This window comes from Streptomyces sp. NPDC060209 (assembly GCF_042728155.1).
Taxonomy (GTDB): domain Bacteria; phylum Actinomycetota; class Actinomycetes; order Streptomycetales; family Streptomycetaceae; genus Streptomyces.
In genome coordinates, this window is the sequence record NZ_JBHWZS010000189.1 from 1 (window position 1) to 16,695 (window position 16,695).

16 protein-coding genes and 1 pseudogene are annotated in these 16,695 nt (G+C 72.2%); 1 reads left to right on the plus strand and 16 read right to left on the minus strand.

Features of this window, described 5'->3' with window-relative positions; translation table 11 throughout:
- Positions 1-42 precede the first annotated feature (42 nt).
- The 15 genes from hydA to ACFWFI_RS28945 form a co-directional block, all read right to left on the minus strand.
- The gene (gene hydA, locus ACFWFI_RS28875) at positions 43-1,440 is read right to left on the minus strand and encodes a dihydropyrimidinase (RefSeq protein ID WP_387395631.1); all 1,398 of its coding nucleotides are present in this window, start codon (positions 1,438-1,440) and stop codon (positions 43-45) included.
- A 111-nt stretch (positions 1,441-1,551) separates the two neighbouring features.
- On the minus strand, positions 1,552-2,835 hold the full coding sequence (locus tag ACFWFI_RS28880; RefSeq protein WP_387395634.1) for an aspartate aminotransferase family protein: 1,284 nt from the start codon (positions 2,833-2,835) through the stop codon (positions 1,552-1,554).
- Entirely contained in the window at positions 2,832-3,674 is an 843-nt protein-coding gene (locus ACFWFI_RS28885; RefSeq protein ID WP_387395637.1) for a nitrilase-related carbon-nitrogen hydrolase, read from the minus strand. The genes ACFWFI_RS28880 and ACFWFI_RS28885 overlap by 4 nt, the downstream gene beginning before the upstream one ends.
- 137 nt (positions 3,675-3,811) lie before the next feature.
- Positions 3,812-4,840, minus strand: a complete 1,029-nt coding sequence (locus tag ACFWFI_RS28890) for a serine hydrolase domain-containing protein (RefSeq protein ID WP_387395640.1) — start codon at positions 4,838-4,840, stop codon at positions 3,812-3,814.
- Positions 4,841-4,844: 4 nt separating this feature from the next.
- Positions 4,845-5,765, minus strand: a complete 921-nt coding sequence (locus tag ACFWFI_RS28895; protein ID WP_387395642.1) for a DUF6895 family protein — start codon at positions 5,763-5,765, stop codon at positions 4,845-4,847.
- A complete protein-coding gene (locus tag ACFWFI_RS28900; protein ID WP_387395645.1) occupies positions 5,762-6,493 on the minus strand; it encodes a hypothetical protein in 732 nt (243 codons plus the stop codon). The genes ACFWFI_RS28895 and ACFWFI_RS28900 overlap by 4 nt, the downstream gene beginning before the upstream one ends.
- On the minus strand, positions 6,490-6,672 hold the full coding sequence (locus ACFWFI_RS28905; protein WP_014153097.1) for a hypothetical protein: 183 nt from the start codon (positions 6,670-6,672) through the stop codon (positions 6,490-6,492). The genes ACFWFI_RS28900 and ACFWFI_RS28905 overlap by 4 nt, the downstream gene beginning before the upstream one ends.
- A 255-nt stretch (positions 6,673-6,927) precedes the next feature.
- Positions 6,928-8,034 (minus strand): peptidase C39 family protein, encoded by a 1,107-nt coding sequence (locus ACFWFI_RS28910; protein ID WP_387395648.1) that lies wholly within the window; start codon positions 8,032-8,034, stop codon positions 6,928-6,930.
- Between the two features lie 119 nt (positions 8,035-8,153).
- Positions 8,154-10,256 (minus strand): iron ABC transporter permease, encoded by a 2,103-nt coding sequence (locus ACFWFI_RS28915; protein WP_387395651.1) that lies wholly within the window; start codon positions 10,254-10,256, stop codon positions 8,154-8,156.
- Positions 10,253-11,317: an iron-siderophore ABC transporter substrate-binding protein gene (locus tag ACFWFI_RS28920; RefSeq protein WP_387395653.1), complete on the minus strand. Its 1,065-nt coding sequence runs from the start codon at positions 11,315-11,317 to the stop codon at positions 10,253-10,255. The genes ACFWFI_RS28915 and ACFWFI_RS28920 overlap by 4 nt, the downstream gene beginning before the upstream one ends.
- 65 nt (positions 11,318-11,382) lie before the next feature.
- Positions 11,383-12,246: an ABC transporter ATP-binding protein gene (locus tag ACFWFI_RS28925; protein WP_387395656.1), complete on the minus strand. Its 864-nt coding sequence runs from the start codon at positions 12,244-12,246 to the stop codon at positions 11,383-11,385.
- 165 nt (positions 12,247-12,411) lie between these two features.
- Positions 12,412-13,287, minus strand: coding sequence for a helix-turn-helix domain-containing protein (locus tag ACFWFI_RS28930; RefSeq protein WP_387395659.1), 876 nt, complete (start codon positions 13,285-13,287; stop codon positions 12,412-12,414).
- A 96-nt stretch (positions 13,288-13,383) separates the two neighbouring features.
- Positions 13,384-14,739 (minus strand): hypothetical protein, encoded by a 1,356-nt coding sequence (locus ACFWFI_RS28935; RefSeq protein WP_387395662.1) that lies wholly within the window; start codon positions 14,737-14,739, stop codon positions 13,384-13,386.
- A gap of 136 nt (positions 14,740-14,875) precedes the next feature.
- Positions 14,876-15,256 (minus strand): PPOX class F420-dependent oxidoreductase, encoded by a 381-nt coding sequence (locus ACFWFI_RS28940; protein ID WP_387395665.1) that lies wholly within the window; start codon positions 15,254-15,256, stop codon positions 14,876-14,878.
- Between the two features lie 19 nt (positions 15,257-15,275).
- Positions 15,276-15,572, minus strand: a complete 297-nt coding sequence (locus tag ACFWFI_RS28945; protein ID WP_387395668.1) for a helix-turn-helix domain-containing protein — start codon at positions 15,570-15,572, stop codon at positions 15,276-15,278.
- Between the two features lie 43 nt (positions 15,573-15,615).
- On the opposite strand from ACFWFI_RS28945, the pseudogene ACFWFI_RS28950 reads away from it, so the two are divergent.
- A pseudogene (locus tag ACFWFI_RS28950) lies at positions 15,616-15,919 on the plus strand (M24 family metallopeptidase); the annotation flags it as partial.
- 24 nt (positions 15,920-15,943) lie between these two features.
- Here the strand turns inward: ACFWFI_RS28950 and ACFWFI_RS28955 are convergent.
- A complete protein-coding gene (locus ACFWFI_RS28955) occupies positions 15,944-16,618 on the minus strand; it encodes a glycoside hydrolase family 75 protein (protein WP_387395670.1) in 675 nt (224 codons plus the stop codon).
- Positions 16,619-16,695: the final 77 nt, after the last annotated feature.

Here is a 16,695-nt window from a genome sequence, read left to right on the forward strand (position 1 = left end):
GCCTCCGAGGAAGACGGTGGCGGCACAGCGCCGTCGGGGACTTCACGTGTACTGGCAGATCCCCCGCGGCAGGTACGTCCCGTGGCCCGCGTGACCCACGTACGCGCGGTCCTCGATCACCGGTACACCCCGTGACAGCACCGTTTCCACCCGCCCCGTCACGCGCCTGCCCTCGTAGGCGGAGTAGTCGACGTTCATGTGGTGGGTCTCGGCGGAGATGACCTGCTCCGCGCCCGGGTCGTAGATGACGATGTCCGCGTCGGCGCCCGGCGCGACGGTGCCCTTCTTCGGGTAGAGCCCGAACATCCTGGCCGGGGAGGCGCAGGCGATCTCGATCCAGCGCCTGCGTGAGATGTGGCCGTCCACGACGGCCTGGTGGAGCAGGTCCAGGCGGTTCTCCACGCCCGGCATGCCGTTGGGGATCTTCGAGAAGTCTCCCTTGCCCATCTCCTTCTGGCCCGAGAAGCAGAAGGGGCAGTGGTCGGTGGAGACGACCTGGAGCTCGTTGTTCCGAAGACCGCGCCAGAGCGCCTCCTGGTGCTCCCGAGGGCGCAGCGGGGTCGAACAGACGTACTTCGCGCCCTCGAAGCCGGGCTCGGCCAGGTTGTCCGTGGAGAGGAAGAGGTACTGCGGGCAGGTCTCGCCGAAGACCGGGAGCCCCTTGTGGCGGGCGGCGGCGATCTCGGCGACGGCCTCGTCGGCGGAGACGTGGACGACGTACAGCGGTGATCCCGCGACCCTCGCGAGCTGGACCGCGCGGTGCGTGGCCTCGGCCTCCAGCGCCACCTTGCGCACGTCGCCGTGGTAGCGCGGATCGGTGCGCCCCTCGGCGAGCGCCTGCTCGACCAGGACGTCGATGGCGATGCCGTTCTCCGCGTGCATCATGATCAGGCCGCCGTTGCCGGAGGCCCGTTGCATGGCACGGAGGATCTGGCCGTCGTCGCTGTAGAACACGCCCGGGTAGGCCATGAAGAGTTTGAACGAGGTGACGCCCTCGGCCACCAGGCGGTCCATCTCCTTGAGCGAGGACTTGTTCACATCCGAGAGGATCATGTGGAAGGCGTAGTCGATGGCACACCTGCCGTCGGCCTTCGCATGCCAGGCGTCGAGTCCCTCCTGCAGCGAACGCCCCATGGTCTGGATGGCGAAGTCGACGATCGTGGTGGTACCGCCCCATGCCGCGGCCCGGGTTCCGGTCTCGAAGGTGTCGGCGGCGTAGGTCCCGCCGAACGGCATCTCCATGTGCGTGTGCGCGTCGACACCGCCCGGGATGACGTACCTCCCGGTGGCGTCGATCCTGCGGTCGGCGCTCCAGCTCGCCGCGGCATCGGTGCCGTGGGCGGCGAGGGCGGCGATGCGCCCGCCCTCGATGAGAACGTCGGCGTGGATCTCGTCGGACGCGGTGACGACGAGGCCGCCGTGGATGACGGTGCGGCTCATGTGTCCCTCCTCGCGGTGGCGGAACCGGCCTGTACACGTGGACCGGGGTGCGTGATGACGTACGGGGACGCGGGCTGCCCCGCGGCGGGGCCCGCCGCGGGGCTCCTGCTTTCAGGTTGCCGCGTGCAGTGCCTCGCCCAGGATCTCCGCGCCCTCCTCGGCTTCCGCGACGGTGAGCGACAGGGGCGGCGCGATCCGCAGGACACTGGTGTTGTGGCCGCCGCCCTTCCCGATCAGCAGCCCGCCCGCGCGGGCCGCTTCGAGTACGGCCGCCGCGGCCTCCGGGTCGGCCTCGTCGGTACCGGGCTTCACCAGCTCGATGCCGATCATGAGCCCTCTGCCCCGCACCTCGCGTACGGCCGGCGAGCCTGCGCCGACCGCCCGGAGCCGCTCGATGAGCAGGCCGCCGACCCGCCGGGCGTTGCCCTGGAGGTCGTGCTCCAGCAGGTACGAGAGGTTGGCGAGCCCGGCCGCCATGGTGACCGGGGAACCGCCGAACGTCGAGATGGAGTTGGCGTCCAGACAGTTCATGACGTCGGCCCGGGCGACGACTCCGCCGATGGACATGCCGTTGCCGATGCCCTTGGCGAAGGTGAGGATGTCCGGCGGCCCGCTCGAAGCGTGCGCCTGCCAGCCCCAGAAGTGGTCGCCCGTACGCCCCCAGCCCGTCTGGACCTCGTCGGAGATCCACAGGATGCCGTGCCGGTCGAGGACCTCACGGAAGGCCGCGTACAGCCCGTCGGGCGGTGCGGTGAACCCGCCGACCCCCTGCACGGGTTCGGCGATCAGCGCCGCGACGCCTCTGGTGTGCCCGAGCAGGTCCTCCAGATCGGCCACACACGCCTTGATGAACCGCTCGTCGCTCAGCTCCGCGTACGGACCGCGGCTGCGGACCGCGCCATGGACGTACAGCGTCTGCAGTGGCGACAGACTCGTGGTCGACCAGGCCCTGTTGCCGGTGATGGACACGGCCGAGAACGACCTGCCGTGGTAGCTGTTGCGCATCGCGAGGATCTGGTTCGACCCGCGGTGCGCGGTGGCGAGCAGCAGGGCCGCGTCGTTGGCCTCGGTGCCCGAGGTGGTGAAGAAGACCCGGGCGTCGGGGATGCCGGAGAGGGCGGCGACCCGCTCGGCGAGCTCGACCATGGGGCGGTTGAGGTAGAGGGTCGAGGAGTGGATGAGACGGCCGGCCTGCTCCGATACGGCCTTGGTCACCTCGGGCAGGGCGTGCGCGGTCATCGTGGTGAGGATGCCGCCGAAGAAGTCGAGGTAGCGGTTGCCGTCCGCGTCCCAGACGTGGCGGCCCTCGCCGTGGGTGAGCTCCAGGGGGTGCCGGTAGTAGAGCGCCAGCCATTCGGGGCTGACGGCCAGGTGCCGCTCGTGCAGTCCGGTCACGGCTCCACCAGCCCGTCGTACGCGTCCGGCCTGCGGTCCCGGTAGAACGCCCATTGCTGACGGACCTGCTCGATCAGTCCGAAGTCCAGGTCGCGCACGACGAGTTCCTCTTCCTTGTCACTCGCGACATCCCCGACGAACTGCCCCCTCGGATCGACGAAGTAGCTCGTGCCGTAGAAGTCGTTGTCGCCGTACTCCTCCTGGCCGACCCGGTTGATCGCGGCGATGAAGTACTCGTTGGCGACGGCGGACGCGGGCTGTTCCAGCTGCCACAGATAGCTGGAGAGCCCCCGCGAGGTCGCAGACGGGTTGTACACCAACTGGGCTCCATTGAGTCCGAGTTGGCGCCACCCTTCGGGGAAGTGCCGGTCGTAGCAGATGTAGACGCCCACCTTGCCGACGGCGGTGTCGAAGACCGGCCAGCCGGCGTTGCCCGGCTTGAAGTAGTACTTCTCCCAGAAGCCCTTGACCTGCGGGATGTGATGCTTGCGGTACTTGCCGAGGTACGAGCCGTCGGCGTCGATCACCGCAGCGGTGTTGTAGTAGAAGCCGGACTGCTCGAGCTCGAAGACCGGTACGACGACGACCATGCCCGTCTCGCGGGCCAGGTCCCGCATGCGCCGGACCGTCGGCCCGTCGGGGACGGGTTCGGCCCAGCGGTAGTGCTCGGGCTCCTGGACCTGGCAGAAGTAGGGGGCGTTGAACACCTCCTGGAAGCCGATGATCTTCGCACCCTGCCGGGCGGCCTCGCGAGCGTGTTCCTCATGCTTGGCGATCATGGATTCGGTGTCGCCGGTCCAGGTCGCCTGGACGAGTGCGGCGCGTACGACTTGGGACATGAGCTGCTCCTTCGACGCGGCGTCAGAGAGCCTCTACGTTCTCTACGCCCGTAGACACGGTGCATAGGAGGAGAACGTAAGCCCCGTCACACAACGGGGCAAGACCATCGCCGTGAACCGGCGGAGTCGATCATGTTTCATACCCGAGCGGTCCACTCCGTTCCGGAGCGCGCGGCGTCCAGTCCGCGCAGAGCTCCGTAAGCGGACTGGATGAACGGCGCGAGCGGGGTGGGAGCCGTGTTCGTCAGGGCCACCAGGCCTGTGCCCGAGGCGGGGAGGAAGCCGGCGAAGGCCGTGAAGCCGCGGGTCCCTCCCGAGTGGTGGAGCAGGGCGCCGCCCGGGCGCGGGCGGAGGTTCCAGATGAGGCACAGCCGGGAGCCGGTTCTCGGAACGCTCAGCCGGGGCCGCTGCACCTCGGCCAGCGCGGTGCGCAGCACGGGATCCGGCGCGGTGTCCGGGTCCAGGAGCGCCGCCAGGACGCGCAGCAGGTCGCGGGCGCTGGACCGCACGGCTCCCGCCGCGGTCAGCCCTGGCATCAGCAGGGCGGGGCGGGTGCGGCCGTGCCAATGCCCGGTCGCCTGGGGGAGGTCGGGATCGCAGTCCGTGTCGGCGAGGCCCAGCGGGCCGGTGACGCGCTCGGCCAGCAGGGCGGGATAGTCGCCTCCGGTGCCTCCTGCCGCCCTGGCGAGTACGTGACCCAGCAGACCCCCGCCGAAGTTGGAGTACAGGACCCTGCTGCCGGGCCGGTGCCGCAGCCGGGTGCGGCGCAGCGAGGCGAGCAGGTCGTCCTCGGAGAAGCCTGCGTAGGGGTTGCTGAGCCATCCGCTGCGGACCGCCCGGGTGAGCAGCCCCGGGGGCAGGCGGGGCAAGCCGGACGTGTGGGTGGCGAGGTGGAGGAGGGTGAGCGGCGGCCCGGGGAGCCGGAACGGGAGGTAGCGGTCGGCACGGTCGGCGTAGCGGACCTCGCCCCGGGCGGCCATCTCGGCGAGCAGCAGGGCGGTGAAGGTCTTCGTCAGCGAGCCGGTCTCGAACCGGGTCCCCTCCCCCACCGGGCCGCGGCAGAGCACCGCGCGCTCGGCGCCCCGCACAGCCGCGACCGCCGCCGCCGGCCCCCGGGCAGCCGCCAGAAGGGGCTGGAGGGAGGCGGTCAGCGGCGGCCGCGTCACGCCTTCACCGCTGCGCCGCCGCCCGGGCGAGCGCGATGGATCCGGCGACGGCCGCGACGACGACCGTGTGCTGATGGTCCGTGAACCGCTGCTGCGGGTCGTCGTCCACCGGGTCGCTGTCCCGGGGCACGAGTCCGTCCTCGTGCTGGAGCGCGGCGACGGCCTCCCAGTCCTCCGGCCGGCAGTACGGGTCCTCGATCGAGGCACCGACGACGAGCAGCTCCGTGACCAGGTCCCACTGCCCCACCTCACGCCAGATGTCGATCCATACGGGCAGCCAGGTGCGTACGTAGTCGGCGAGTTCGGGCGGCAGTCCCCCCGGGTTGCCGCCCCAGTCGGTGAGGTGGAAGACGGTGTGGGTCATCGCGTAGGCCGTGATCCAGTTGATGGCCCACGGCTCCGGTCTCGCACCGAGCCATGTGGCACCGGCCAGCGCGTTCAGGTCCTCGGCCTGCTCCAGGCCCACGACCCGGGCGGCGTTGGCGACGGCGAGCCGCCGGTTCGGCAGCACCTCGACGCTGCTCACCGACCGCATGCGGGACCGATGGGCGAGGAGCCGGTCGAGCCCCTCGTGCCGGTAGCCGCAGCGGACGAAGGGGGCGTACATCTCCAGCGGGTCCGTCATCAGCGTGTGGCGGAGCTGGCGTTCGTAGATCATGTCGCCGCCCCTGAACTGCTCCCAGGTGAAGTCCATCAGACTCTGCGCGGCGGCCAGGCGACCGGGCCCGGCGACACCGTCACGCAGGATCAGGGAGGCGGCCAGGGTGGTTTCCCCCAGGGGCTTGTAGACGCTGTCGGGGTCGGCCATGGTCTCGGTCGTGCCCGGCGGCAGGCCGCCGAGGTCCCGGTTCGCGTGCAGCCACGACAGCGCACGGTCCGCCATGCTGCGGGCCGCCCGGGTGACAGGCTCGGAGATCGTCGTCATGTGCGTGCCGCCTCCTTGGGGGGCGTACCGGGCCGCAGTTCGAGGAAGTGGCGGGCGATCGCCAGGTCCAGGGCGGCGCGCGGTCCCGCCCCGCCCACCAGCCACACGTGCTCGGCCGCGAGGCCCGGGTCCAGGGGCAGTTCGGCGCCTTCGTACTGCAGCCAGGCCAGCCAGCGGACGAGGCGCACTGCGGTGGGGAAGTCGCGGCGCAGGAGCGAGCGGCTGAGCCCGCGGCTCAGCGACAGGACCCCGTCGCGGGCCGCCTCGTGGGCCGGGCCGTCGAGGCCGAGCGTGGCGAGCGGTGCGAGCTGGGCCATCCGGACGGACCAACTGCTCCAGTCCGCGGTACGGGTGAGCTCGGCGTCGTCCGGTGGTACGGGCGCGACCGCTCGCAGGGTGTCGTCCCCGGAGAGCCGGGCGAGCAGGACCGCGGTGGCGTGGTCGCGCCGGGCGACCGCCGCCTCTTCCGGGGTGTCGGACGGGGGAAAGGCGTCGAAGGCCTTGGCCACGACGGCCGCGTCCTGCGCCTGCAAGGGGTGGCCCCCGAGGAGGTGGGGGCTGAAGACGTCGGCCCCCAGCACCCGGACGGCCGCCAGTGCCGCGAGGGTGTCGGGGGCGTCGTCGACGTACCGCGCCAGCTGCACAGCGTCCCCGGTGCCACTGAGGGCACCGAGGACACTGCCTGCCAGGGCGTCGGCCGCCTCGGCGAATGCGGAGTGGGAACTCACTTGCCCCGGGGCTCCTTCGGCTCCTTGGGAGACAGGAGCAGGAGCGCGAGCAGGAAGCCCGCGGCCTCCGGGGTGTACAGCGGGGCGTCGCTGACGGCCGCCTCGGGCTCCGCCATCAGCGCGCTCAGCGTGGTGGTCTGGGCCGGTGTCGCAGTGAGAGTGAACTCCTTGGTAAGCATGGTGCCTCCACATCACTGGGGGGACATTCACCACTTGTGTGGCTGTGCCTCGACCGACGATAAAGGGTGAAGTGGGATTTATCTCCCCAAGTCCACGGGGACTGGCGACATGCATCGACCACAGGCCGCGGAGAGCGGCAGACAGCGCTCCGGGCCCCTGGAGCGGTCCGACGGCGGGAGCTTCGGCCCGGGTGCGACGACGAGGGAGCCCGCAGGGGTTTCGTCACGATGCCGGGCGGGCGACGGCAATGGGGGCTACTCGTCTGCCGGTTCGGCGGAGGACGCACCGCCCGGCGGGCGGCCGATGGCCACGGCGCCGCGGAAGCGGTCTGCCGAGATGGTCGACATGGTGTCGAGCGACGGGTCGGGGACGGGCAGCAGATGGGCGTCGACCCAGGTGTCCCCCGCGGCCGCGTTGGACCACGGGTCCTCGATCACGACGGCGCCGGGTACGGCGCCGTGGCAGAGCACCCAGTGCGGCACGTCGAACCCCTGCATCCCGGCGAGCGAGACCAGGAGCAGCACATGCTCCCGTCGGCCGATCGCGCTCCGGATCGCGGTCAGGGAGAGGTGGTGCGGGTCGATCGGGACGCCGGCCCGTCCGGCCTCCGTGCGCGACGTGCGCTGGAGCAGGGCACGCCACTCCTGCTCGTTCTCCGGGTAGTGGTCGAGCAGGACGGGCCGGTCCGCGTCGAGGTGGACCGTGACGGGGGACGACGGCCACGCCCGGCGCACGGCGACGCCCAGTCCGACGGGCTCGCACGCGGGGAAGTTGGTCGCGTCGCGCCACAGCGTCAGCTCGGCCCGGCGGTCGAGTGCCTCCCGCGGCAGCGTCCCCGCGTGCGCCTGCGCGACCAGGGCGGTGACTGCGCCGCATGTGAAGTGCGTCGTCTGCCCGTAGTACGGGGGTTCGGCCCCCGCGCCGTCGCGTAGCCAGCGGACGTAACCGGTCTCGGGCCCTGCGCCTTCCTCCACCGGCGTGATCGGAGGACGCAGCGGGACGAATCCGGCGGCAGCGGCGACCTCCGGACTCGCGTTCCATCCTTCCCACTTGACCTGCACGAGCCCCCGGCGGCGTGCGTGGGCGACGACGGCCTCGACGGCTGCGGGCACGTCGCCGACGGCGTCGACGATCTTCAGGTAGGCCGTCTGCGGGCGTGCCGTCACGAGCGCGGCAGCGGCCCAGTCCTCGCCGTCGTCACCCGGAACGGCCACGATGTGGGGGGCGTGGGCGGAGCGGTCGACCGTGTGCCGGCGCTCCGGGACCTCGTGGTGTCCGAGCCGCCTCAGCAGGGCCGGCGACGTGTCGGGCTCGAACGGGACGACGACGCTCTTCACGGGCGTTTCCTGCTGAGGCGGCATTCCGGTGCTCCTGGCGGGTCGGAGGGGGAGGGACGGGAGTTCGCCCGCGGGTTCGTGGCGGCGTGGACTCGGGCCCTGGGGTTCGGGACGGTCGACGGGTGCGCTCCTGCGGCCGGGCGTCATGCACGGGACTTCCGGAGCACCCAGACGAAGTACGGGCCACCGACCAGGGCGATCATGAGGCCCGCCGGCACCTGGGCGGGTGCGACGAGGGTGCGGCCGAGTGCGTCGGCCACGCAGACCAGCAGTCCGCCGAGCAGCATCGCGACCGGGATCGCACGGCCGTGCCGGGCGCCCACCAGTGACCGGGCGAGGTGCGGGGCGACGAGCCCCACGAAACCGACGACGCCGACGGCGATCACGCTGAGCGCCGCGAGCACCGCTGCGATGGTCAGTGCGGTGAAGCGTGTGCGTACCGGCCTGACGCCGACTATGCGCGGGGTGTCCTCGTCGACGGCGAGCAGGTCGAGCCTGCCGCGCATGGCGAGCAGCACGGGGAGCGCGAGCGCCAGGGCCACCGCGACCGGTACGACGTCGGACAGCGTGCGCCCGTAGGTCGTGCCGGAGAGGAAGGTGAAGATCCGGGGCGTGTTCCACGGATCGGCACGCAGCAGGAGGAAGGTGGTGACGGAGCTGAGGCCGTACCCGCAGCCGATGCCGATCAGCACGAACCGGTCGGGCAGGAAGCCGCCGCGATAGGACAGCAGGGCGATCAGCGCGAACGTGGCGAGTCCCGTCGCGACCGCGGCCGCGATGAGCAGCGGCCGTCCGCCGGACAGGCCCGAGGTGACGACGGCCGCCGCGCCCAGCCCGGCGCCCGCCGTGATGCCGAGCACGCCCGGCTCCGCCAGCGGATTGCGCACCGCTCCCTGTACGACGCATCCGGCCAGACCGAGTGCCGCGCCGGCGAGAACCGCGGCGACCACGCGCGGGACCCGGTCGTCGAGCGCCTGCCCGATCAGTTCGGGGGCGGCGCCCTGAAGCCAGAGGGCGATGTCCCCCGTCCGCAGCCAGAGGCTTCCCGCCAGTACCGCCACGAGGGCCGCCCCGGCCAGGAGTGTCACCGCGCCGAGCACGACGAGGAGGAACGCCCGGCGCGACCGTGCGGCGACCCGCGCGTGCGGTGGCTCCCGGAGCCGGCCCGTGTCGCGGAGGCGGAGCGCGAGGACCACGATCACGACGGAGCCGAGCAGTGCGGTCGGCACGCCGGTGGGTATGGAGGCGGCCCCGTCCGCGCCCTGCACCGCGCGCAGCGACGCGTCCGCGAGCAGGATGAGCAGCGCGCCGAGCAGCCCGGCCGCGGGCACCAGGAGGAGGTGCGGGCGCAGCGCCCGGACCCGTCCCGCGATCAGGCGGGCCAGGACCGGGGCGCCGAGGCCGACGAAGGCGATCGGGCCCGCGAGTGTCACCGCCGCGCTGGTCAGGAGCACCGCACAGAGCACGGCGGTCACGCGGGTGCTCCGGATGGGCACGCCGAGGGTGGACGCGGCGTCGTCGCCGAGGTGCATCACGTCCAGCCGGCGGGACAGCGCCAGGGCGACGCACAGCACCACGGCCACCACGGGGAAGGCGCGTACCGACGCGTCGATGTTCAGTTGGGCGAGCGAACCGCTCCCCCAGGCGAAGAGACCGGTCGTGTTCTGCTTGAACAGGATGAGGAGCATCCCGGTCGCCGCGTCCAGGGCCATCGCCGTCGCCGATCCGGCGAGGACGAGGCGGGTGCCCGTGGTGCCCGCGGCCCGGCCCGCGAGGAGCAGCACGAGCGCCGCCGCTGCCAGGCCGCCGGCGAAGGCGACGGCGCCCGACGCCCAGAGCGGGACGGCGAGGCCGAGGGCCGCGACGAGCGAGAGCGTGAAGTAGGCCCCGGCCGTGACCGCGAGGGTGTCGGGGGAGGCGAGCGCGTTGTGCGTGACGGACTGCAGCAGCGTGCCGGCCGAGCCGAGGGCGAAGCCCACCGCCACGCCCGCGAGCAGGCGCGGCAGGCGCGAGCCGGTGAGGATCTCGCCGACCGGCGCCCCGCCGGTGTTCTCCCGTTCCCCGGCGAGGTACCGCACCAGGTCGCCGACGCCGACGCCCGACGTCCCCTGCGTCAGGTGCCACATGCCCACCAGGGCGGTCACGGCGAGAAGGAGTACCAGGACGGCCACCCCGGTGGGACCGCCGCCGTGCTCGGCGCGCGGCAGCGCTTCCCCCCGGGGTGCCGATGTCCGCAGTGTGCTCACTTCTTGTCGAGTACGTCGACGTAGGCGTCGATCGCCTGCTCGCAGGAGCGCGGACCGCCGGCGCCCCACACCCGCGCCGGGAACGCGTGCGCGCGGCCTTCCTTCACGGCCGGCATGGACTTCCAGAGCGGGTTCTTCGCCAGTGCGGCGACGTAGCCCCCGGCGCCTTCGTCGTTGGCGTAGAAGAGGTTGGCGTTCCCCACCGAGGTGAGTCCCTCGACGTCGGTCTGCGCGAGGCCGTAGGAGGGATCGACACCCCCGTCGCCGTGAGCCTTGTTGACGTCGTCGGTCCACGCGGACTTCATGCCGAGCTCTTCGCCTATCTCGGTGAACAGGGCGCCCTTGCTGTAGGGGCGGACGGTGAGGTTGCCGCCCTCCAGCCATCCGTCGAAGAACACGAAGTCCTTCGTCGGCAGATCGGCGTCGGTGACCTGCTTCTTCGCCGTCGCGAGGTGCTCGTCGAACTCCTTGAGCACCTGGTCGGCCCGCTCGGTGCGCCCCGTCGCCTCGCCGATCATGCTGAACACCTCTCGCATGTTCCCGATCGGGTCCTTCGGGTTCGCCCCCCGCGTGGCCATCACGGGGACGCCTCGCTTCTCCAGCTTGGCGAGGGTCTCGTCGTCGGCGTCGAACGCCTCCACGACGATGAGGTCGGGCTTCGCCGCGTAGAGGGTGTCGAGGTCGGGCTCCTCACGGGTGCCGATGTCGGTCACCCCGCCGGGCAGCTTCTCCGCGCTGACCCAGGTGCTGTATCCCTTGGCGTCGGAGACCGCGGTGGGGGTGACGCACAGGGTCAGCGCGTCCTCGACCTGCTGCCACTCCAGGACCGCGATCCGTTCGGCGGGCTTGTCGAGCTTCACCTTCCGGCCGACGCCGTCCGTGAAGGAGACCGGCTTCGTCGAGGTGGTCGTGGTGTCCTCGGCGCAGCTCTCCGACGCGGGCTTCGCGGCGGCGCTGCCGCCGGTCCCGGCCTTGTCGACGTCGGTCGTGCCGCAAGCCGTTGCGGCGAGGACGATGAGCCCCGCGGAGGCTGACGCCGCCAGGCGACGGGCACGGTTCATGAACGATCCTCTTTCTTGCGATTCGTTGCAGCGGCGGATGTGCCGCTTCAGACGGGTTGGCCCACTCAGGAGGGGTGTCGCCCGAGTGGGTCGATACGGAGACGGCCCGTGCGGGGGTCGACGCCGACCTCGACGCGGATGTCGTAGACCTCGCCGATGTTCTGCGCGGTGAGCACGTCCGCGGGTGCGCCTGCCGCGTGTACGCGGCCGGAGCGCATCAGGACCAGCGTGTCCGCGACGCGGGACGCCTGGTCGAGGTCGTGCAGCACGATCCCGACCGCGATGCCGTGCTCCTCGACGAGATCGCGCACCAGGTCGAGCGTCTCGATCTGGTAGCGCAGGTCCAGGTGGTTGGTCGGTTCGTCCAGCAGCACGACGCCGGTGTCCTGGGCCAGGCAGGCCGCGAGCCAGACACGCTGCATCTCGCCGCCGGACAGTTCCCCGACCGGCCGGCCGGCCATGTCCCGCACGCCGGTGACGCCCATGGCGCGGTCGATGGCGCTCCGGTCCTCGGCGGTCGGTCCGGCGAAGCCACGCCGGTACGGGTGGCGTCCGAACGCCACGACCTCCTTGACCGTCAGCCCTTGGGGCGCGGGCCTCGACTGGGAGAACAGAGTGACCTCGCGGGCGAACTGACGGGCGCTGAGCAAAGCCGCGTCGCGCTCGGACGGTCCCTCGGGGGCGCCGAGCGTCACCCGGCCGCCGTCCACCCGGTGCAGTCGGGAGAGAGCGCGCAGCAGCGTGGACTTCCCGCTGCCGTTCGGCCCCACCAGAGCGGTCGCGCGGCCGGGTTCCAGTGCCAGGGAGACGCCGTGGACGACCGGTGTGCCGTTGTACCGCAGCACCAGGTCGTGACCGTTGAGGGCGGCCACCGGCGTGGCGGGTTCGGCCACGGGGGAACCGGCGCGCCGGGAGGGGCTTTTGAACATGGGTGGGTCCGGACGGTCGGAGGGGCAGGGGCTGCGGCACCCTCCGTCCGGCTTTCACCGTCCGGGCAGCGGACTCTCCCGCGAACGGACAGCACCGTTCGCGGCAGCAACAACTAAGGGTTGCCTAACTCAGAGAAGAGTATGTTCCGTTTGCCGTGTCGGCAATCAGGAGTTCTGGACAGGCGATACGGGATTCCGGACACCTTCGGGTGCACTGCCGGCCGCGTCGAAGAATGCGCCCGGCGTGGTTCCCATGACCCTCCGGAAGGAGGCGATGAAGGTGCTGGGCTGCGCGTAGCCGAGCGTCTCGGAGACGGTCGCCACGTCGAGCCCCTCGGAGAGGAGCGTCAGCGCCCGATGCACACGCAGCACCTGCCGCCACTGTGCGAAGGACAGACCTGTCGCGTGGCGGAACGCGCGGGTGACTGTGCGGTCGCTGATCCCCAGCCACCGCGCCCACTCCTCCAGCGAGCGGCAGTCGGCGGGATCGTCCAGCAGCGCTTCCGCGATCGCGTCGATCCGCGGGTCGCCGGGCAGCTGCAACGCGAACTGGCGTTCCGACGGCTGGAGCACGTCGAACACGACCGACTCCGCCCTCGCTCTGGCCGCGACATCCAGATCCGTGCCGGACAGATGCGTCAGCAGCGACTCCAGCAACGGCGTCATCGCGATCGCTCTCGGCTCCTCGAACGCGAACGGCGCGCGGTCGGGGGCGAAGAAGGCTTCGTAGAACTTCGCGCCCGCTGTCGCCCTGCCCCCGTGCACCACTCCGGCGGGCATCCACAGCCCGTGGCCCTCGGACACGGTGAAGACGCGGTCCTCCACCCGGGACGTCAGCGTCCCCCCGCGTACCCAGACGAGCTCGTGCAGGGGATGCGAGTGCGGCGCCCACTCCGTTGGAACGCGGGGAATCTGCAGCCCGGCGATGATGGCGAAAGGTGGTATCGCCTGCTCCGGGAACGGCGCGACCCGGCGCACCACGGTGCCCGCCTCGCGACGCCACATCCCGGGGCTCGTATCGCCACGGGACGGTCGGACCATGCGGACGAGTCTATCCGGGCCCGTGGCGGCGACCGGGAGCCCCCTGGCCCGCTACGAGCCGGCCGGGGCGGGGTGCCGGAGCCCGTGGCCGTGCCCCTACGGCGCCGCGATGCCCGCCACCCGCAGCGCGTGGACCAGGTCCCACTCCCGTGCCGCCGACACCTCGCGTGCGGCGGCCAGAAGTCGGGGGACGAGGTGGCGCGGTCCGCCCTCGGCGATGCGCGCCGCGTCCTGCGGAGTGCGTACGCGGACGAACGCACCCAGCAGCGCCCGCGCCTCCGGTTCCAGGCCGGCCCGGTCGAGGGCGACCACGGCATCGGCGATCTCGTCGGCGGGCCGTGCCACCCCTTGCCGCAGCAGTTGCCCGCAGTCGTCTGCGTGGCCCGCGGCGGCCAGCGCACCCGCGGCCGCGGCGAGTCCGGCGGGCGGAAGGGAGGACACCTCCCACAGCAGAGTCGCCCAGTCGGCGTCCAGGTCCGCCCGGTGCAGGGCGACGGCGAGAACCGGCAGATGCCCTGCGGGCCACGCGGCCGCCTCGCAGAGCACGACGTGCGCCTCACCGCTGCGGCCCTCCGCGCGCAGGCGTACGAGCAGTGCGACGGCTTCCTCGGCGGCCCGTCGTGCGGCGGGGTCGGGTTCCGGGACACGCGGGGCCAGGGCCGTGCTCTCCTCGGCCGGAGCGCCGCTGAAACGCGCCCCGCGCGGGGCGGCGGCGACCGGTGAGAGGACGGGCCGGCCGGGCACGGCCGACGGGAGCGGATTCACCTCCGCCTCGTCCTCGATGTCCAGGCCTGCGAAGCGCGCCCCTCGCGGCTTCCTGCGCTTGGCCACGGGCGTGGGGGCGGGTTCCCTGTCCGGGCCTGAGCCTGCGAGGTCGGCGCCTGCCCCTTCCGGGCGGCGGGGGCCAGGAATCGAGAGCCCGCCCCCGGCATCCGGAGCGCCCGCATCGTCCTGCCCCCGGAACCAGCTGTCCGGCACCGTCCGCTCCACCGCCGCCAGCCGGTCGCGGATCTCCGCGCAGCGCACCGTGGCGCGGGTGTGGTCGTCCCGCGCCCAGGCCAGGGCGTCCGACTCCCCGTCCGTACCGGCTGCCCGCATCCGCCGGGCCGCGTACGACTGTTCCCGGAGCATCATGCCCAGCCGGTCGGCGAGGGCCTGCCGCCCACCCGGGCGCCTGTCGTGCGCGGCGGCGGACGCGGCGCACAGCGCGGCGGCCCGTACGGATTCGCTCGCGGCGTACGCGGTGCCGCGCACCGCGGCGAGGTCCTGCAGCAACGACTCGACCACATCCCAGGGCGGCACCTCCGAGCCGTCGAAGCAGGCGCGCATGCCTTCGGGATCGCGTGCGGAGAAGACTCCGTACCAGCCCTGCCCTGGATCGAGCAGGGCAGCCAGGTCTCGTAGGTACTGTGCGAACGTCCTTACTTCCACCGCATGCTGATGCACTGTCACCGTCGCCCTCACCGGTCGCCAGGGACTGGAGCATTCCAGTCCGCGGGCATTCGACCGCAGGCGTGTTACGGGAGGGCTACGCGCGCTTTTCCGGGATGGTGCGTCCGGAGCGCGGCCGGGGCCCGGCGCGCCCCCGTCAGAAGGTGACGGCGATCCCCGTGTGGGGCCGCTTACCGAGCCGGACGACCATGGCGGGCCAGTCCACGAGCCAGAACTTCCAGGTGTACTTGCGGGCGAGCACCTTGCGCACCACCGCCATCGCGTCGCCGTCGAGCAGCCGAGCCGTCCCCTCGGCGCTGGGCGCACCCTCGGCGACGCGGCCGCGGGCGTCGCAGACGGTGACGACGACCCGGCCGTCGTTGCGCAGCCGCTTGACCTTCCACGAGTCGGACCGGGTCCAGACGTAGAGGACGTCGCCGTCCACCGCCGCCCAGACGGGCGTGGCCACGGGCGTGCCGTTCTTCCGGTAGGTGGTCAGGCTGACGTACTCGCTGCGGGCGAAGTCCTGGAGAGTCACGGGCGCGACCATACTCGGCTCACGCCGTGAGCGGCAGCTCCCCCGGTTCCAGCAGCGGGCCGGAGACCTGAGAGACCGGCGCACATCGTGGGAGCAGCTCGTCCATCGACAGTCCGAGGGCTCCCGCGAGCGCCGCCACCGTGAAGAACGCGGGGGTGGGGGCCCGGCCCGTCTCGATCTTGCGGAGCGTCTCGGCCGAGATTCCCGCGCTCGCGGCGACCGCGACCATACTGCGTCCACCCCGCGCCTCACGCAGCAGTTCGCCGAGCCGCTCGCCGCGACGGCGCTCTTCGGGGGTCAGTGGATTCCGTACCATGCCGTCATTCTAATACCGATCGGGCCGGTATAGTAATTGGAATGGTGCAACTCAAGGTGACTCGGCCGTCCGCCGCAACGCCGGCCGGTCGAGGCCCGAGGACATCCGGCTGATCGACACGGCGTACGCCGCACTGGACGCGGGCATCGCGGCGGCCGTCGTGGGCAACGGGATCGGCGACATCGCCCACGCGATCGGCACGGTGTGCCGGGACGCCGGGTACGGCATCCCGGAGGGCTTCGGCGGCCACGGCGTGGGCAGGGCGATGCGGCTGGACCCTGCGCGCGGGTGACGGCAGCCGGGCGGCCCACGCCGAAGGCACCGGGGCCATCACCGACGACGGCCCCGGATCCTGCCGGCGCTCCGGCCTCTCAGACTCCGTCGGCGAACTTCCTGGCCAGCGCCTCGCCGGCGCTGGCGGCGGCGGCAGGACTCTCGATCGGTGACGCCTTGGAGTTCCTGAAGAGGATGTAGGTGACACCGGACGCCGTGCCGCCGGTCTTCGGGTCGGGATCTATGCCGAGCGACTGGGCCAGCGCGTACGAGCCCTCGCCGATGATCCCGGTGGGCCCGGTGTCTCCGACGACGGCGTAGCGGACCTTGCCGCCGTAGATGACGGCGGCCACGCCACCGCCCTTGATCCCCGACGTGGCGTAGTTCCAGAGCGGCCCGGGGCCGGGGACGACGACGAACGGCACCTTGGAGGAGTCCAGGTACTTGCCGTCCGATCCCTGGAAGGCCGTCTGTGGCTGGAAGGAGGGGTCGGTCTTCGTGCTGCAGACGGTGCTGACCTGGCCGTCGCAGTCGATGTCCATGTCTGCTTCCCAGAACACGGCCTCGTCGGTCCCGCAGACCGGGATCGTGGCGGCTGCGCTCTGGTCGGTCCGGTACTTCCCCTGGGAGATCCGGGTGCAGTTCTTCACCTTGGCCAGCAGCTCAGCGGCCCCGACGGGGCTTCCCGCGTCCCCGGCCGCCTCGGCCGGGAGTGTCGCGGCGAGCAGAGCGGCGCCGGAGAGCGCGGAGAGGACGAGCATTCGCGTACGCACGTGCTGGATGTCCTTTCACTGGACACGAAGAACCCTGGCGGGCCCTTCCTTGCCGACGCGGCCGGCGGGTGGGCAAC